Origin of the sequence: Bradyrhizobium sp. BR 10261 (genome assembly GCF_019455395.1) — a bacterium.
GTDB classification, from domain to species: Bacteria; Pseudomonadota; Alphaproteobacteria; order Rhizobiales; family Xanthobacteraceae; genus Bradyrhizobium; species Bradyrhizobium manausense.
Genome location: NZ_JACOFQ010000015.1, coordinates 44327 through 62661 on the forward strand (window position 1 = coordinate 44327; position 18335 = coordinate 62661).

General features: G+C 66.1%; 14 protein-coding genes. 7 read left to right on the forward strand and 7 right to left on the reverse strand.

All coding sequences use genetic code 11. The annotated features are described in order from the left end of the window. Window positions 1–28: 28 nt before the first annotated feature. The 6 genes from HYH07_RS18930 (at window position 29) to HYH07_RS18955 (ending at window position 10046) form a co-directional block, all read left to right on the forward strand. Entirely contained in the window at window positions 29–1027 is a 999-nt protein-coding gene (locus tag HYH07_RS18930; protein ID WP_220003907.1) for a MoxR family ATPase, read from the forward strand. After that, window positions 1027–1971, forward strand: coding sequence for a DUF58 domain-containing protein (locus tag HYH07_RS18935; RefSeq protein WP_057757070.1), 945 nt, complete (start codon window positions 1027–1029; stop codon window positions 1969–1971). Before HYH07_RS18930 ends, HYH07_RS18935 begins: the two co-directional genes overlap by 1 nt. Continuing rightward, window positions 1968–4781 carry a DUF4159 domain-containing protein gene (locus HYH07_RS18940; protein ID WP_220003908.1) on the forward strand — a complete coding sequence of 938 codons (2814 nt, stop codon included), beginning with the start codon at window positions 1968–1970 and terminating at the stop codon, window positions 4779–4781. Before HYH07_RS18935 ends, HYH07_RS18940 begins: the two co-directional genes overlap by 4 nt. A 7-nt stretch (window positions 4782–4788) precedes the next feature. Further along, window positions 4789–6852 (forward strand): hypothetical protein, encoded by a 2064-nt coding sequence (locus HYH07_RS18945; protein ID WP_220003909.1) that lies wholly within the window; start codon window positions 4789–4791, stop codon window positions 6850–6852. Window positions 6853–7230: 378 nt separating this feature from the next. Next, the gene (locus HYH07_RS18950; RefSeq protein ID WP_220003910.1) at window positions 7231–7629 is read left to right on the forward strand and encodes a DUF2946 domain-containing protein; all 399 of its coding nucleotides are present in this window, start codon (window positions 7231–7233) and stop codon (window positions 7627–7629) included. Window positions 7630–7853: 224 nt separating this feature from the next. After that, window positions 7854–10046 (forward strand): TonB-dependent receptor, encoded by a 2193-nt coding sequence (locus tag HYH07_RS18955; protein ID WP_228749643.1) that lies wholly within the window; start codon window positions 7854–7856, stop codon window positions 10044–10046. A gap of 175 nt (window positions 10047–10221) precedes the next feature. Here the strand turns inward: HYH07_RS18955 and HYH07_RS18960 are convergent, their stop codons facing one another. From HYH07_RS18960 to HYH07_RS18990, 7 genes are all read right to left on the reverse strand, one after another. Then, window positions 10222–10605, reverse strand: coding sequence for a RidA family protein (locus HYH07_RS18960; RefSeq protein WP_220003912.1), 384 nt, complete (start codon window positions 10603–10605; stop codon window positions 10222–10224). Window positions 10606–10630: 25 nt separating this feature from the next. Next, window positions 10631–12241 (reverse strand): amidohydrolase family protein, encoded by a 1611-nt coding sequence (locus HYH07_RS18965; protein WP_220003913.1) that lies wholly within the window; start codon window positions 12239–12241, stop codon window positions 10631–10633. Between the two features lie 10 nt (window positions 12242–12251). Next, window positions 12252–13571 carry an MFS transporter gene (locus tag HYH07_RS18970; RefSeq protein ID WP_220003914.1) on the reverse strand — a complete coding sequence of 440 codons (1320 nt, stop codon included), beginning with the start codon at window positions 13569–13571 and terminating at the stop codon, window positions 12252–12254. A 265-nt stretch (window positions 13572–13836) separates the two neighbouring features. Beyond that, window positions 13837–14607 carry an IclR family transcriptional regulator gene (locus HYH07_RS18975; RefSeq protein WP_220003915.1) on the reverse strand — a complete coding sequence of 257 codons (771 nt, stop codon included), beginning with the start codon at window positions 14605–14607 and terminating at the stop codon, window positions 13837–13839. Between the two features lie 222 nt (window positions 14608–14829). Next, window positions 14830–15345 carry a GNAT family N-acetyltransferase gene (locus HYH07_RS18980; RefSeq protein WP_220003916.1) on the reverse strand — a complete coding sequence of 172 codons (516 nt, stop codon included), beginning with the start codon at window positions 15343–15345 and terminating at the stop codon, window positions 14830–14832. An 82-nt stretch (window positions 15346–15427) separates the two neighbouring features. Beyond that, complete coding sequence (locus HYH07_RS18985) at window positions 15428–16579, reverse strand: hypothetical protein (RefSeq protein ID WP_220003917.1); 1152 nt, start codon at window positions 16577–16579, stop codon at window positions 15428–15430. Between the two features lie 172 nt (window positions 16580–16751). Next, window positions 16752–17243 (reverse strand): NUDIX domain-containing protein, encoded by a 492-nt coding sequence (locus HYH07_RS18990; RefSeq protein WP_220003918.1) that lies wholly within the window; start codon window positions 17241–17243, stop codon window positions 16752–16754. Between the two features lie 119 nt (window positions 17244–17362). On the opposite strand from HYH07_RS18990, the gene HYH07_RS18995 reads away from it, so the two are divergent. Beyond that, entirely contained in the window at window positions 17363–18244 is an 882-nt protein-coding gene (locus HYH07_RS18995; RefSeq protein WP_220003919.1) for a metallophosphoesterase, read from the forward strand. The last annotated feature ends 91 nt before the right edge of the window (window positions 18245–18335 follow it).

The following is an 18335-nucleotide window of genomic DNA, read 5'->3' on the forward strand; positions in this document are numbered from 1 at the left end:
CCGCGTGGCCGGCTTGAGGAGCTAACGGATGGCAGAGAGTGTCGAGAAGCTCGAAGACGGCATCGTTCGTTCGGCCGAGCAGGTGTCTGCGCAGATTCGCGCAGCGAAGGATGCGATCGGGTCGGTGATCTTCGGCCAGGATCGCGTGGTCGAGAACACGCTGGTCACCATCCTCTCCGGGGGCCACGCGCTTCTGATCGGCGTTCCTGGCCTGGCCAAGACAAAGCTGGTCGAGACGCTCGGCGTCACGCTCGGTCTCGATGCCAAGCGCATCCAGTTCACGCCCGACCTGATGCCCTCGGACATTCTCGGCGCCGAAGTGCTCGACGAGAGCACCGCGGGCAAGCGCTCGTTCCGCTTCATCTCCGGTCCTGTGTTTGCGCAGCTGTTGATGGCCGACGAGATCAACCGCGCCTCACCGCGCACGCAATCGGCGCTGCTGCAGGCGATGCAGGAGCAGCACATCACCGTCGCCGGCGCGCGCCATGATCTGCCGAAGCCGTTCCACGTGCTGGCCACGCAAAACCCGCTGGAGCAGGAAGGCACCTATCCACTGCCCGAGGCGCAGCTCGACCGCTTCCTGATGGAGATCGACGTCGACTATCCCGATCGCGACGCCGAGCGCCGCATCCTGTTCGAAACCACAGGCGCCGAGGAGACGCTGGCGAAGGGATCGATGAGTGCGGAGGCGCTGATCACGGCGCAGCGGCTGGTGCGCCGCTTGCCGGTCGGCGATTCCGTGGTGGAGGCCATCCTCTCGCTGGTGCGCTCGGCGCGTCCGGGTCCTGACAGCGGCGAGGCCGGCAAGTTCATCGCCTGGGGCCCCGGTCCGCGCGCCAGTCAATCCCTGATGCTGGCGGTGCGTGCGCGCGCGCTGATCGACGGGCGCCTCGCGCCCTCGATCGACGACGTGCTCGACCTCGCCGAGCCGGTGCTGAAGCACCGCATGGCGCTGACGTTCCAGGCGCGCGCTGAAGGGCGCACGATTCCGGACGTGATCCGGCAATTGAAGACACGGATCGGTTAATGGCTGCAGAGACCGGGCACACGGCCAAGGAGATCATCGCAATCCGACGTGCCGATGGCGAAAGCCGCACGCTTGCAGCTTCCTTGCCGCGCCTGGTGCTCGAGGCCCGCCGCATCGCCGCCAACGTCATCCACGGCTTGCACGGCAGGCGCCGCGCCGGCTCCGGCGAAAACTTCTGGCAATATCGCCGCTTCGTCTCCGGCGAGCCGTCGCAGAATGTCGACTGGCGCAGATCGGCGCGTGACGACCATCTCTATGTCCGCGAGCTCGAATGGGAGGCCTCGCACACGGTGTGGATCTGGCCCGATCGCTCGCCCTCGATGGCGTTCGCCTCGAGGACCGCGCGCGAATCCAAGCTGGAGCGCACCCTGATCGTCGCCTTCGCGCTGGCCGAGCTGCTGGTCGCGGGCGGCGAGCGCGTCGGCATTCCCGGCCTGATGGCGCCGACCGCGAGCCGCAGCGTCATCGACAAGATGGCGCAGGCGATGCTGCATGACGATGCCATCAGGCTCAGCCTGCCGCCCTCCTTCGTGCCCGCGGCTCTGGCCGAAACCATCGTGCTGTCGGATTTCTGGTCGCCGATATCAGAGATCAGGACGACGCTCGCAGGGCTGTCCGGCTCCGGCGCGCATGGCACCCTGGTGCAGATCGTCGATCCCGCCGAAGAGAGCTTCCCCTATTCCGGCCGCGTCGAGTTCGTCGAGCCCGAGGGCTTTGGCGTCATTACCGCCGGCCGCGCCGAGAGCTGGGCGGAGGATTACACCACGCGACTGGCGCTGCACCGCGACCAGATCCGCGCCGAGACGGCCAAGCTCGACTGGCTGTTCACGACGCACGCGACCGACCGCTCGGCCGCCGAATTGCTGCTGTTCCTGCATGCCGGCATGCAGGTGAGCAAGTCCGGCGCCCGCGTCACCTCGATCAAGGCGGGGCCGGCCGCATGATGGGATTGCCGCTCGCCTTCACCGAACCGCTGCTCCTGATCGGCCTGGTCAGCCTCCCCGTGTTGTGGTGGCTGCTCCGCGTGATGCCGCCGCGGCCGCGCCGCATCGAATTTCCGCCGACCCGCCTCTTGTTCGACATCGCGCCGCGCGAGGAGACGCCTTCGCGGACGCCATGGTGGCTGACGGCGCTGCGGCTGCTCGCCGCCGCGCTGGTGATCTTCGCCGCCGCCGGCCCGATCTGGAATCCGCAAATGGGCCTTGCCGCCAGCAAGGCGCCGCTGATGATCATGCTCGACGACGGCTGGAGCGCCGCCTCGAACTGGGACACCAGGATCCGGGCCGCCGACGAGCTGATCGCGAATGCCGAGAACGACCGCCGCGGCATTGCGCTGGTGCCGCTGTCGGAGCCGAACCGCGACATCACGCTGATGCCGGCGGGCGCGGCGCGCGTTGCGCTGCGGCAGATCGTGCCAAAACCCTATTCGGTCGAGCGCGTCGAAACTCTCACCGCAATCGATCGTTTCCTGAAAGCAACCGGCGATTGCGAGATCGCCTGGCTGTCCGACGGCGTCGACACCGGCCGCGGCGAAGAGTTCGTGGCCGGGCTCGGCAGGACCATGGGGGATCGCAGCTTGACGCTGTTCGAAGGCGGCGCCTCCTCCCCGCTGGCGCTGGTCGCCGCGGAAAACGCGGCGGCGAAGATGACGGTGAAGGTGCTGCGCACCGACAGCGGCATTCTCGCCGGCACCGTGCGGGCGCTGGACCAGAAAGCCTCGCCGATCGGCGAGGCGCGCTTCACCTTCGGACCGCAGGACAAGGAGGTCGACGCCGCGTTCGACCTGCCGGTCGAGCTGCGCAACGACATCTCCAGGCTCGAGATCTCCGGCGAGCGTTCTGCGGGCGCGGTGCAGCTGCTCGACAAGCGCTGGCGCCGCCGCGCCATCGGCATCGTCTCGGGCTCGACCAGCGAGACCTCGCAGCCGCTGCTCGCGCCGACCTTCTACCTGACGCGGGCGCTGGCGCCGTTCGCCGACGTGCGGCTCGCCGACAAGGGCGCCCCGCAGCAGGGCATCACCCAGTTTTTGGACCAGAAGCTGCCGATGATCATCCTCGCCGATGTCGGCACCGTCGCGCCTGACTTGCGCGAGCGCCTCAACGCCTGGATCGCCCAGGGCGGCGTGCTGGTGCGGTTTGCCGGGCCGCGCCTGGCGCAGGCCGAAGACGATCTCGTGCCGGTCAAGCTGCGCAAGGGCGGGCGCACGCTCGGCGGCAGCCTGACCTGGGAGAAGCCGCAGCATCTCGCCAGCTTCACCGCCGACGGCCCGTTTGCCGGCGTCGTGGTGCCCAAGGACGTCACCGTGAGCCGGCAGGTGCTGGCCGAGCCGGACGCGGTGCTTGCCACCAAGAGCTGGGCCTCGCTCGAGGACGGCACGCCGCTGGTCACAGGCGAGCACCGCGGCAAGGGCATCGTCAGCCTGTTCCACGTCAGCGCCGACATGCGCTGGTCTGACTTACCGATGTCCGGCACCTTCGTCGAAATGCTCCGGCGTGTCGTCGACATGTCGGGCTACACCGCCAAGCCCGGCCCCGGCGTTGTCACTGAAGCGACCGCCGAGACGCTGGCGCCGCTGCATATGCTCGACGGCTTCGGCGCCTTCGGCCCGCCGCCCGCCACCGCCAAGCCGCTGACGGCTGATTATCGCGACCGCGCCACGCCGGACCATCCGCCCGGCTACTACGGTCCGGCAGAAGGACCGCTCGCCGTGAACACGCTGGCCGCCGCCGATCGCATCGCAGCCCTCAACACCGCGCCGCTGCACGCAAGGCGCGCCACCTACACCAATGCCGAGCCGCGCGACCTGCGCGGCTGGCTGCTGTCGACTTCGCTGGCGCTGTTCCTGATCGACGCACTCATCGTCGCGCTGCTCGGTGGCGGCCTTGCCGCGCTGCTGCGCCGGCGCGCCGCGCCCGCCATCATCCTGCTTGGCGTCCTGCTCGCAGGTGTCGCGGTGCTGTCGCCGACGCCCTCGCGCGCCGACGGCGTCTCGGACGAGTTCGCGATGAAGTCGACGTCGCAGACCCGCCTTGCTTATGTGGTCACCGGCAATGCCGACGTCGATTCCATCGTCAAGGCCGGCATGTCCGGCCTGACGCTGTTCCTGGCCCAGCGCACCGCGCTGGAGGCCGGCGACCCCGTCGGCGTCGATCCCGCGCGCGACGAGCTCGCCTTCTTCCCGCTGATCTACTGGCCGATCGTGCCGGGCCAGCCGAAGCCGCCGCAGGACGCCATCAACAAGATCGAGGCCTATATGAAGCAGGGCGGCACCGTGATCTTCGACACCCGCGATGCGGTCGAAGCGCCGCCCGGCGATAACGGCGCCGCGCAGACGCCGGGCATGCAGGCCCTGCGCGAGATCCTGTCCTCGCTCGACGTGCCCGAGCTCGAGCCGGTGCCGCGCGAGCACGTGCTGACCAAGACGTTTTATCTGTTGCGCGACTTCCCCGGCCGCTTCAATTCGGGCCAGACCTGGGTCGAGACGCTGCCGCGCGAGGACGACGACGAGAGCGCGCAGCGGCCCGCCCGCGGCGGCGACGGCGTTTCGCCGATCATCATCACCTCCAACGACCTCGCCGGCGCCTGGGCGCTCCGGCCCGACGGCCAGCCGATGCTGCCGCTGACGCCGGGCGAGCCCCGCCAGCGCGAATTCGCCTACCGCGCCGGCGTCAACATCGTGATGTACACGCTGACCGGCAACTACAAGGCCGACCAGGTGCACGCGCCGGCCCTGATCGAACGGCTGGGGCAATAGGATCGATATGAACTACGGCATCGCGTTCACGCCGCTTGTCCCCGCGATCGTCCTGTGGATCGCGCTCGCTGCGATCGTCCTCATCGCCATCGTGCTGCTGGTGGCGCGGGCGCGCGGCGCGGCGGTGCGCGTGGCGGCGCTGGCGCTGTTCCTGCTGGCGCTCTCCAATCCCTCCTTCACGCGCGAGGACCGAGATCCCCTCACCTCGGTCGCCGCGGTCGTCGTCGACAAGAGCCCGAGCCAGAATTTCGGCAAGCGCAACCAGGAAGCCGCCAAGGCGCAGGAGGCGCTGGTCGACAGCCTGAAGAAGATCAAGGGGCTGGAGGTGCGCGTCGTCGAGGCCGGACAGGCCGACGGCGAGACCGACGGCACCAAGCTGTTCGGCGCGCTGGCCTCCGCCCTGTCGGACGTTCCGGTGGACCGCGTCGCCGGGGCCTTCCTGATCACCGACGGCCGCGTCCACGACATCCCGGCGAGCGCTGCCGCGCTCGGCTTCCAGGCGCCGGTGCAGGCCCTGATCACCGGACAGAAGGACGAGCGTGATCGCCGCGTCGCGATCACCGCGGCGCCGCGCTTCGGCATCGTCGGCCAGAACCAGACGATCTCCTATAAACTCGACGACCAGGGCGTCACCGGCGAGCGCGCCAAGGTCACGGTGCGCCGCGACGGCGAGGTCGTCAACGAGCGCACGCTTTCGAGCGGCCAGAGCGCGAGCGTCGATATCGAGATCAAGCATGCCGGCCCGAATATCGTCGAGATCGAGGCCTCGCCGCTCGAAAGAGAATTGACCCCGGTCAACAACCGCGCCGTCGTCGCCATCGACGGCGTGCGCGACAAGCTGCGCGTGCTGCTGGTCTCGGGCGAGCCGCATTCCGGCGAGCGCACCTGGCGCAACCTGCTCAAGTCCGACGCCAGCGTCGACCTCGTGCATTTCACCATTCTGCGGCCGCCGGAGAAGCAGGACGGCACGCCGATCAACGAATTGTCGCTGATCGCGTTTCCGACGCGCGAGCTGTTCCAGCAGCACATCAACGAATTCCAGCTCATCATCTTCGACCGCTACGCCCGCCAGGGCGTGCTGCCGATCCCCTATTTCGAGAACATGGCGCGCTATGTGCGCGCGGGCGGCGCCGTGCTGGTCTCGGCAGGCCCCGACTATGCCTCGACCAGCAGCATCTGGCGCACGCCGCTGGACACGGTGCTGCCGGCCGAGCCGGTTGGCGTCACGGAGAAGCCGTTCTATGCGCATCTCTCCGACATCGGCAAACGCCATCCCGTGACGCGCGGGCTCGAGGGCTCGGCGTTCGAGCCGCCGCATTGGAGCCGCTTCTTCCGCACGGTCGAAACCCGCAATGCGGTCAACCCGCCGGTGATGACAGGCGCAGACGGCAAGCCGCTGCTGTTCCTGTCGCGCTTCGGCGAGGGCCGCGTTGCGCTCTTGCTGTCCGACCACATCTGGCTGTGGGCGCGCGGCTATGAGGGTGGTGGCCCGCATCTCGATCTGCTCAGGCGGATGTCGCATTGGCTGATGAAGCAGCCTGATCTCGACGAGGAAGCGCTGCGCTTGCAGGTGCAGGGCAAGGATCTCGTCGTGGTTCGCCAGACCATGGCCGACAGCGTGCAGCCGGTGAGCGTGACCTCGCCTTCCGGCGTCTCGCACGATCTGACGCTCAGCGCCGGCGATCCCGGCGAATGGCGCGCCAGCCTGCCCGCGAACGAGCTCGGCCTGTGGCAGGCGACCGACGGCACGCTGAAGGCGCTGATCAATGTCGGCCCGACCAATCCGAAGGAATTTTCGGAAGTCACCTCCACCACCGAGACCCTGAAGCCGCTGACGCAGGCGACCGGCGGCAATTCGGTGCGGATCGCCGATGGCGGCAGCGTCGAGCTGCCGCGCATCGTCCCGGTGCGCTCAGCGAGCGTCTTTGCCGGTGACGGCTGGATGGGCGTGCGGATGCGCGATGCCAGCGTCGTCAAGGGCGTCGGCGTGCTGCCGATCTTCGCCGGCCTCATTGGGCTCCTGCTGCTGCTCGGCGCGTTTGCAGCGACCTGGGTGCGTGAGGGGCGTTAGGCGGAGTGAGTTGAAGTTCAGCGAATAGCATAGCTCTCTCCGTTGCCTCTTCACGAGGATTGCCTGCGGTTTGCTCCGCCTCTCCCGCTCGCGGGAGAGGCCGACACGCAGAGCGTGGCGGGTGAGGGTTCTTTCCTCTTGGGGACAATCCCGTCGCGGAGACACCCTCTCCCCAACCCTCTCCCGCAAGCGGGAGAGGGAGTCCACCTGCCTCGTTGCTGCATCGAACCTGATCCCGTTGCCTGAACGACACAACGCATCGGCCGCTTGCGTGTGCCGGTCTGCGTGCGATTGACATTCGATCCAGCTTCTTGCGATGTTACAATATAACATCGCGGCATCAGATCGGTGCCTCGCGATGTGGGGTGGCGTTTGCAGATGAAGTGGTTCCGGTCGAATATCAGGCACGGCTCCCGGCTCGCGATATTCGCGATGCTGGTGCAGTTCGCGCTGACCTTCGGCCACAGCCACTGGTTCGCGCAGGCCGCGCCGCTCGCGCAGTCGCGGCTCACCGACAGCGCCAAGACCATCACGCCGACCGACGGCGCTGTGGTCCAGAAGCAGTCGCCTGCAAATCCCGATCGCGAACAGCCGGGCGAGGACAATTGCGCGATCTGCGCGCTTGTCGCGATGGCCGGCACGGTCCTGTCGGCGACGCCGCCTCTGCTGCATTTGCCGCAGGCGGTCGAGTTGCTCTACCGCACCACGGATGCCGAGTTCATCCATCTGGAATCGGCACGCCACGCGTTCCAGCCGCGCGCCCCTCCCGCCTCCTGATGTCAATCGATTGAGCTGCCTTCGGCATCGGCCGCGCATGCGCGCCGATTGCGCTGGGCCATCGAGGATGATCCGTCGCATGTCGACGGCGCGCGCTGCCTGCAGGTGCTCTGAAGAGCCGCAGTGGTGCGCGATCGGAAATCAGGACAATGGTGTCTTCAAGAGCAATATTGGCGGGCGCGAGCCTCGCCGCACTCACGCTTTCTTATCCCACCGGCAGAGCCATGGCGCAGACGACGGCTCCGGTCACGACGCTGCCGACCGTCGAAGTCGAAGCGCCCAAGCAGACGCAAGCGCCGCGCCGTCCAAAGGTGCGCGTCGCCGTCGCCAAGCGGCGCGCGACGCCGCAGGCGCGGCCACAGACCGACGCGCCGGCCGCCGTCGAAGGCCTGGGCGAGCGGTTGGATGCCGCACGCCAATCCATTCTTCCGCCGGGCGGCGCCACGACCCACACGCTCACGCGCCAGGCGATCGAGGCGCTGCCGCAGGGCAGCAACGCCTCGCTCGACAAGGTGCTGCTGCAATTCCCCGGCGTCACCCAGGATTCGGCGGCGAGCGGCGACCTGCATGTCCGCAACGAGCACGCCAATCTGCAATACCGCATCAACGGCGTGATGCTTCCTGACGGCGTCGGCGCGTTCGGCCAGATCCTCGACACCGGCATCGTCGGCAGCCTCAGCCTGCTCACCGGCGCGCTGCCGGCGCAATACGGCCAGCGCACGGCCGGTGTGCTCGACATCCAGACCAAGGCTGACGCCTTCAACAATTCGGGCGTCGTCGGCGTCTATGGCGGCAGCAATGGCACGATCTCGACCAACATCGAGTATGGCGGGACGGCCGGGCAGACGCAGTATTTCCTGTCGGGGCGTTTCCTGCAGAACAATCTCGGCATCGAGAACCCGACGCCGTCGGTCAACGCGATCCACGACCGCACCAACCAGGAGAAAGGATTTCTCTATCTCTCGACGATGATCGACCCAACGAGCCGCCTCACCTTCATGAGCGGCGTGTCGAACGCGACGTTCCAGATTCCGAACAATCCCGGCCAGACGCCTGCGAACACGGCATTCGGCGTTTCGAATTTCGACTCGTCACGGCTCAATGAGCACCAGAACGAGTTCAACCAGTTCAACGTCGTGTCCTACCAGACCTCGAACGGCGCGTTCGACACCCAGACCTCCTACTTCAACCGCACCAGCCTGCTGCACTTCTATCCTGATCCGATCGGCGATCTCGTCTTCAACGGCGTGTCCTCGGACGTCTACCGCCAGAGCGTGGTCAACGGCATTCAGCAGGACACCGCCTGGCGCATCGGTTACGCGCACACGCTGCGGTTCGGCCTGTCGGTGAGCGCCGAGCGAACCCTGGTCAACAGCGGGACCACGGTGCTGCCGCTGGCCGATCCCACCGATCCGACCGCAGGCACGATCGACGCGCCGTTCTCGGTGTTCGATTCCAACGCCAAGACCGGCTGGCTGATCGGAACCTACGTCCAGGACGAGTGGAAGATCACCGACAAGCTGACGCTGAACGCCGGCCTGCGCTTCGACCAGATGTATCAATTCGTCGATGCCAACCAGCTCAGCCCGCGCGTCAGCCTGACCTGGAAGCCGTTCGACGGCACCACCTTCCATGCCGGCTATGCGCGCAACTTCACTCCGCCCTCGCAGGTGATTGCCAGCCCCGTCAATCTCGCGCTGGTGACGCCGCCCGGTGCGCCCGCCAACACCCAGACGCCGGAGGTCGGGCTGAACAGCCCGGTGCTGCCGGAGCGCTCGCACGTGTTCGACGTCGGCGTGACGCAGAAGATCTATGCGATCCCCGGCCTCGAGGTCGGCGTCGATGCCTATTACAAGAAGGCGCGCGATTTGCTCGACGACGGCCAGTTCGGCGCGGCCTATGTGCTGAGCGGCTTCAACTATGATCGCGGCGAGAATGTCGGCGTCGAGCTGAAATCGACCTACAAGAATGGTAATTTCAGCGCTTACGCCAACCTCGCCTGGGCCAAGCAGATCGCGACCAATGTGGTCTCGAACCAGTATCTGTTCGGCGCGGACGAGCTCGCCTATATCGACGGCCACTATATCTACACCGACCACGCGCAGATGCTGTCGGCGTCGGCGGGCGCATCCTATCTCTGGGAGGGCACGCGCTACAGCGTGTCCATGATCTATGGCAGCGGACTTCGGTCCGGCTTTGCCAACACCGATCACCTGCCCGGCTATGCGCAGGTGAATCTCGGCCTGTCGCACGATTTCAACATCGTTGCACCGAACAAGCCGACGACTGTGCGATTCGACGTGGTCAATGTGTTCGACACGATCTACCAGATCCGCGACGGCTCCGGCATCGGCGTGTTCGCTCCGCAATACGGCCCGCGGCGCGGCTTCTATGTCGGCATGTCGCAGCGGTTCTAGCTGAGCCGTTTGCTTGTGGCGCATCCTTCGAGACGCCCGCCTTCGGCGGGCCCTCAGGATGAGGACGGTGAGCGTGGCGGGATTTGCAGCGAGCGCCGATGGCACTTAGCCTCATCCTGAGGAGACCGCTGGAAGCGGTCGTCTCGAAGGACGAGGCGTGCGCGCACTCGTCGCCTCACTTGCGATAGGCGACGCAGTCGATTTCCACCTTGCAATCCACCACCATGCTCGAGACGACGCAGGCCCGGGCCGGCGGATTGGCGCCGAAATATTCGGCGAAGACCTTGTTGAAGCTTTGGAAGTCTCTGGGGTCATCGAGCCAGACGCCGCAGCGCACGACATCCTTGGGCTCATAGCCCGCTTCAGCCAGGATCGCGAGCATGTTGCGGATCGCCTTGTAAGACTGCGGAATGATGCCGCCCTCGATCACCTCGCCGTTCTCCATCGGCGTCTGGCCGGAGACGTAGAGCCAGCCGTCGGCCTCCACTGCGCGGGCAAACGGAAGGTGCTGGCCGCCGGTGCCGGTGCCGCCGGCCGCGCCGTATCGTTTCAGCGTCATTGCATCATGTCCTGGGTATGGTGGTTCAAGTCAGGGCCCGGCCCGGCCGTGCAAAGGTGCTGCGTCCGTCCGCGACCACGGCTTCGCCGGCGACGAAGACCGCACGGATGCCTGCGGGCATTTCCGTCGGCGTCTCGAAGGTTGCCTTATCCAAGATGGTCTCGTCGAACAGGGTGAGATCGGCAATCATGCCGGGCCGCAGGATGCCGCGGTCGGACAGGCCGAAGCGCTGCGCGGGCATCGCGGTCATCCGCCGCACGGCATCCTCCAAGGTCAGCCAGCCTTGCTCGCGCGTCAGCCGGCCGGCAACACGCGGGAAACTGCCATAGGCGCGCGGATGCGGCTTGGTGCCCGGGCGCGGAATGCCGTCGGAGCCGACCATGTGCAGGCGATGGGTGAAGGCGGCGCGCAAATCGGCCTCATCGAGCTGGAACATGATGATGCCGGTCTGGCCCTGGTCTTCCTCGATGCAGCGGACCATCAGCTCGAACGGCGAGATGCCGAGCTCGCGCGCGGCCTCGACCATCGACTTGCCCTCGAGCGGCTTCAGCCCGGGGTTGGCGGTGGCGGAGATGCGCACATTGTGCCAGCCGATCAGCACGATCTTGGACTGTGCGGCATGCGGATCGGGATCACCCTCTTCGACCAGCACGCGCAGCGCCTCGCGCTGGCCGGGATCACGCAGCCGCGCCAGCAACGCGTCGATGCCGCCTTCGAGCGCGGCCGGCGGCAGCAATTGCAGCATGTAGGAGCTGCCGGCGGGATAGGGATACATGTCGAAGGAGATGTCGATGCCCTCCGCGCGCGCCGCCTCGAGCCGGTCGAGCGCCTTCGGAATCGCGCCCCAGTTCGGCTTGCCCGCCGATTGCAGATGCGACAGCAGCCCCGCCGCACCGGAGGCGCGCAGGATCGCGACGAACTCGTCGATGGATGGCAAGAGGCCTGCTTCATAGCTGCGGACATGCGCGGTGAGCAGCTTGCCATGCGCTCTGACGGTCTCTGCCAGCGCGTTGAGCTCAGCGGTGTCGGCATAGGCGCTCGGGGGATAGACCAGGCCAAGCGACAGGCCGGCAGCTCCTTGCGTGAGTTGCTGCGCCAGCAGCGCCTGCATCGCCGCGATCTCCTCGCGGCTCGCCGCACGGCGCTCGTAACCGAGCACGGCGAGACGGATGGCGGCATGTCCGACCAGGGAGACGAGGTTGAGCGCGACGCCCGGCCCTTCCAGGGCCTGCTTGTAGCCGTCGAAGCTGCCGAAGACTTCATCGGGTCGGGTTTCGCCGGCGAGCCCCGAGAAGTGCAATCGCAGCATCTCGGCGGAGCCTGCTGTCGCAGGATAGAGCGAGAAGCAGCAATTGCCGACCACGAGCGTGGTCACACCCTGCAACACCTTTTCGGGCCGGTCGGGCTCGCGCAGGCAGATCAGATCGTCATGACAATGGGCATCGATGAAGCCCGGCGCGAGATAGCATCCGCGCGCGTCGATGATGTCGGCCCCCTCTGCCGGCAACGCGGCACCGATCGCCGCGATGCGGCTGCCCTTGATGCGCAAGTCCGCCTCGAACCACGGCGCGCCGGTGCCGTCGATCAGCCTGGCGTTGCGGATCAGCGTGTCCTTGCCGCTGGTCGTCTGGGGCATGCCCCTCTCCTCAATGAACAGCCACGGCGCCTGATGGTGCGACCTCTTCGTAGTCGGGGATCGATTCGATCCGGCCGAGCACCACGACATAGAAGAAGATGCCGATCAGCAGCACCACGCCGGCGATCATGAAAGCACCGGCAAAGGATTGGGTCCAGTCGACCACGATGCCTGTCACGATCGGCGCGAGCACGCCCATCATGTTGTTGGTGAAGTTCAGGATGCCGCCGACCGTTCCCGCGCCACCCTTGGGCGCGATCAGCGACACGATCGAGGAACCGACGGGTGCGGCGGCCGACAGGCCCGAGATCGCGATCGACAACCACAGCAGCGCCCAGCCTGGCTTCACGGTGAAGGCGGCGCCGATCACGGCGAGCCCCATCAGCATGCCGATGATGATCACGGACTGGCGCACCCGCGTCGAATCGTAGCCGCGCGCGATCAGATGATCGACCAGAAAGCCGCCGATCAACAGGTCCGACAAGGTCGCGAAGATCCACGGGATGGTCGAATAGCCCGCGGCCGACATCAGGTTCATGTGCATGGTCTGGGCGAGATAGCCCGGGAGCCAGGTGAGGAAGAGATAGAAAGTGTAGCCATAGGCGGAGAAGCCGATGGTCAGACCCCAGACCTTGCGGTTGCGCAGGAGGTAGCCGAGCATGCGGCTCTGCCCCGCCGCAGCCGGGCCTTCCGGCGTGCCGCCGCCGGCGATGATGTAGTCATGCTCCGCCTTGGAGAGCTTCGGATCCTCGCTCGGATTTCGATAGATCACGTAGTAGGCGATGAAATAGGCAAAGCTGAGCAGCGCGGTGACGCCAAAGCCCCAGCGCCAGCCGTAGAGAAAGATCACATAGGCGACCAGCGGCACGCCGATCACGTTGGAGAATTTTGCGGCGGAATCGAAGATTGCGGTCGAGCGCGCGCGTTCGTCGAGCGGAAACCAGTGGCCGGTCGCCTTCTGGCTGGCTGGAAACGCCGGCGCTTCCGCGACACCGAGCAACAGGCGCGCGCCGGCGATGCCCCAGAGACCGCTGGCGAGCGCGGTGATGGTGGCGGCGACCGCCCAGAGGAAGCTCGAGACGCGGCCGACCATAGTGACGCCGAAGCGGTCGAGCACCATGCCGCCGGGGACTTGCAGCAGCGAATAGGTCCAGAAGAACGCGCTGCCGAGCAGGCCGATGTCGGTGGCGGTGAGGCCGAGCTCCCTGGTGAGCTCCGGCGTCGCGGCCGAGAGGCCGACGCGATCGATGTAGTTGATGAGAATTCCGACGCCGAGGAGACAACCGATCAGCCAGCGTCGTCCGGGTACCTGTTGGGTCGCCTTCATCATGTTGAATCCTCGCTTGGACACGCAGGATCGCGTCTCTCGACCCGACATGGGACCGCGAGAACCTCATCGCGCCTGCAACTGCATTGTCTCTTATAGTGGACAATATTATCTTATAGCGACACGTTAGGGATGACAGCGTCGCGATGTCAAGCGGACATTCTGGCCGCGACGCGCGTTCGCCCCGCGTCGCGTTCTGCGCGGACGTGCGGCGACAACGCACAACGATGCGGGAACATCGGTCAGTCACGTTGACGGTCGGTTCGGTTCAGGAACGATCCGAGAGTTCTGTCGCGGTGGCGACGAGATCGTCGAGCAGCGCGGTCCTGCGCTCCTTCACCGAATCTGCGGGAACGACGAAGCAAAGCGTCGCGACCGCGACACCCTTCTTGTCGCGGATCGGCGCGGCAAGGCACGACGTGAAGCGATCGGACAGCGCCGTCGTCACGCATTTGCCGTCGCGCCGCGCCCGTGCGACGTCCTTGATGAAATCATCGACGTCGAGCACGCGGCCATCAGGAAGGCGGAAATCCTCCTTCGGAACGAACGCGCGAATCTCCGCCGGGCTCATGTGATCGAGCAGCAACCGGCCCGATGCCGTCCAGGGCAGCGGCACCTCGATGCCGACGTCGGTGGTGATGCGGAACAGACCCGACCCGTCGCGGGTATCGACCACCACATATTTGCGACCGCGCAGCGCGCAGAGTTGCGCGGTGGCGCTGTGCTGGGTCGCCAAACGATCGAGCGCCTCGCGGCAGCGGCGGTGCAGCGGATTGGCCTCCGCATAGGCCCGGCCGTAGAGATGCACCGCCTTGCCGAAATAGACCTGACCGCCGTCGCCGACGCTCTCGAGCAGGTCCGCCTCGATCAGGCGGTTGGCGATGGCATAGACCGTCGATCGCGGCGCGCCCATCTGCTTTGCGAGGTCGCTGAGCTTGGAGGGCGCGCGCAAATGCAGCAGCGCTTCGAGCAGATCGATGGTCCGATCAATCCCGTTCTGGCGTTCCGCGGGCAAGGCGCCCTTCTTCGATGCGGCCAAACTTCAACAATCCTTCGTCAGCTTCGCCTGCCGTTTTGGCACAAACCGCGCCGACGGTATAGCGGGTCAGACTTTCGCATTCAAAGCTCTGGAGTGACATCGGCGTACTGGCAGTCAGCCCTGTGCAACCCGGTCAGATCGCGCTTCGCGCGGGATGGAAATCGAGATAGGCCTGCAATGTCTCGGTGGTGGCGCGGAAGATGTGAGCTCCGAGCGGATGCGCTACCCTCGCGCCTTGCTCCAGTCCGGAGCAACCGCGCCCGATACGCCTTCGAAGGCGCCGTCGACGAGCTCGAACACCAGGATCCGCGCGGCATCGACCGGGCCCGGCATGGTGACGCGGCCCTTGGGGACCGGCTTGAAGCCGACGCGGCCGTAGTAGGGCTCGTCGCCGACCAGCAGCACGATGCGATGGCCCCTGTCCTTCGCTTCTTTCAGGGCCCGCTCCATCAGCATGCGGCCGATGCCGCGGCTGCGGAACGGCGGCTCGACCGTGAGCGGCCCGAGCAGCAGCGCAGGCGTCTCGCCGACCGTCACGGGCAATTGCCTGACGGAGCCGACCAGCAGCGTGCCGATGCGGGCGGTGAAGGAGACGTCGAGCAGGTGTTCGACGTGCTCGCGGATGCGATAGGCGCTGAGCACGAAACGGCCGGGGCCGAAGGTGCGCTCGTGCAGCCGCTCGATCGCCTGCGCGTCGCCTGCGGCTTCGGGACGGATGGTGATGGAGAGATCGTTCATATCATTTGCGGGATAGCATCTGCGCTTGGCGAGGTCCATGGGCGTCACGCCCAACTTCAGTCCCTTTTCAGCGCCGACGACGTCATCGCGGCACCGCTCCAAGGCTCGCCGCTGCGCTCCGGACCGATGCGGCCATAGGCACCGCGGCGGGCTGTAACACCTGCGCAAACGTCAGCGTCCACAGCGACAGCATCGTGATCGGGACGACATAGTATGGTGTGAAGATCGGGTGGCTCATGAAAAATCCGAGGTTGACGACGAGGTTGCCGGCAACGACGAACGCGGCCTGTCGCACATGTCGTTCACCGGCCCACAGCAGCCAAAGCGTCGCGCCGATCGCGAGCACGATCAGCACGATTTGCATGTCGCGCAGATATTGGCCGAACACGGCAAGATCGAAGGCCGGCGCAACCACGTCGGCGCTGCCATAGGTGGTCGCCAGCGCGCTGCCGGCGTTGATGGCCTGCGCGGCCAGCGTCGGCGCCATGCCGACGAGCACGCCGGCACCGAAGGCAAGGCCGCGCACGAACGTTGCGAGCGAGCGCGTCCACAGGAAGGGAATGCCGAGGAACAGGAAATAGCCGGCCGCGAGCAGCACGTTCGGCAGCCTGAGATTGACGGACACGCCGAGCAGGAGGCCGATCAAAGCGATCAGCAGGACGCTGCGCTTGTCGCGGCTCAACCACACCGCCGTCAGCAAACCCGCAACAGCGCACAGCGCCATGGTCGGCGCCACCGAATAGCTCGCCTTGGCCGGGTTGATCATGAGACAAATCGCAAGCCCGCCGAACACGCCTGCGCCAATGAGCGACGGCAGGCTGCTCGCGATCGCAATCGCTGATAGCGCCAGCCCGCCAACAATCAGGTTCGCGGCAATGTAGAGCGGCACCACCTGGTGGCCTTCCGGAAACAGCGCCAGCAGGAAACCGGTGCCCGGCGGATATTGCAACACGACCTTGCCACCAGGCATCGGGTTGTGACAGGGCCAGCGGATCGGATCCTTCCATTCGGAAAACGCGATCTCCTTCAGCTTGCCTTCGAAATAGCGGTCGTCGTCCCTGACTGCGTTGGTGTCGAGCCCATTGATGCCGAAGCGCTGGAACAGATGGGCCTGCCTGAGATAGCAGATGTCGTCATAGACCCCGCGCGCCTCGCTCCATCGCGACATTCCCCAAATGTTGCTGGCGAGGATCGCAAGACAGATGAGGCCGAAGGCGAGTTTTGCTGATTTCATCAGGTTTCCGTGGCGCCGGTTCGGGTCCCTAAAGCGCGATGAGATTGGGTTGAATCGTCATCGCACTTTAGCTCTTTGTTTGGGCATGATCTCCGCGCAAACGCGTTCCGCGTTTGTCGCGAGGGAAAACCGCTTCGCACTTTTCCGGATCATGCTCTAGCATAGCCGGCCATCAGCGCCACGTCGCCATCACGGGCCTACCATCGAGCACTTCGGCAATCCTTAAGCGAGTACCTGGAGTCACCCCCTCCGGCAGCGCGGCGGCGTCGAAGAAGCCGCATTCGATGATCTCGCGGTTGGGCTGGGGTAGCCGGTCCTGGCGGAAATGCCTGACGACATAGACCGCGACATGGTCGCGGCGGGAGACGTGGCTGTTCAGGAAAATGCCATGCAGCACGGCCTCTCCGGTCAGGACGATGTCGCCCTCCTCCTTGAGCTCGCGGCGCATTGCCTGTTCCATGGTCTCGCCAAAATCGACCCCGCCCCCGGGCAAATACCAGCCCGAGACATAGCTATGCTTGACCAGGAACACCTTGTTGTCGGCATCGAGCACCACGGCGCGAACGCCCAGCGTCATGCCGCGGACCACCAGGAAATAGGCATGGAAGAACCGCCGCAGCAGCGGCTCGAATTTCCGTCGGATCCGGTACAGAGGCTCTCCCATCAGTCTTTCAGGCTTTGCTCTTTCAGGCTTTCCTCTTTCAGGCTTTCCTTGCACGTTGCCGGAGACCTTGCCATTACGGCATCGGAATAGCGAGGCCATCGCGCGCGATGACATCTTTCATGGTACCCTTCACGCTCGCCCATCTGTCCGACCCGCATCTGCCGCCGCTGCCGAAGCCGCGGCTGACCGAACTCGCCGGCAAGCGCGCGCTCGGCTATGTCAACTGGACGCGTAACCGCCATAAATACCAGCGCCGCGAGGTGCTTGATGCGCTCGTCGCCGATGTGCGGGCGCAGGCGCCGGACCACATTGCCGTCACGGGCGATCTCGTCAATTTGGCGATGGAGGCGGAGTTCGCGCCGGCGCGCGCCTGGCTCGACGAAGTCGGTCCGCCTGACCGCGTCACCACGATCCCCGGCAATCACGACGCCTATGTCCGCGCGACCTATCATCGCTTCGGCGAGACCTTTGCGCCCTATCTTGCAGATGACGACGGCCGCATTGGCTTTCCCGGCGTGCGCCGGCGCGGGCCGGTTGCGCTGATCAGTCTCTCCAGCGCGGTGCCGACGCTGCCCTTGATGGCGACGGGCACGCTCGGGCGCGATCAACTCGCCGACCTCGAACAGGTGCTCGAGCAGCTTGCGACCGAGGACGTCTTCCGCGTGCTGCTGGTGCATCATCCCCTGAAGTCCGACGCCCGCCAGAAGCGGCTGACGGATTCGGCCGCGCTGCTGGCGCTGCTGAAGCGCCGGGGTGTCGAGCTGGTCCTGCACGGGCACGACCACATTCATTCGACGATGTGGTTCGAAGGCCCCAACGGCAGGATTCCCGCGATCGGCGTGCCATCGGCTTCCGCGCTCGCGCATGGACGTTATCCTGCGGCGGCCTACAATCTGTTTGCGATCGAGAAGGACAATGAAGGCTGGCGCTGCGAGCAGATCGTGCGGAGCATCGATCATGGCTTGCAGATCCGCGAGATCAAGCGCGCTCGGGTGGTGTAGCTTCCTGTCATTCCGGGGCGGCTCGAAGAGCCGAACCCGGAATCTCGAGATTCCGGGTTCATGCTTCGCATGCCCCGGAATGACGGTGGAT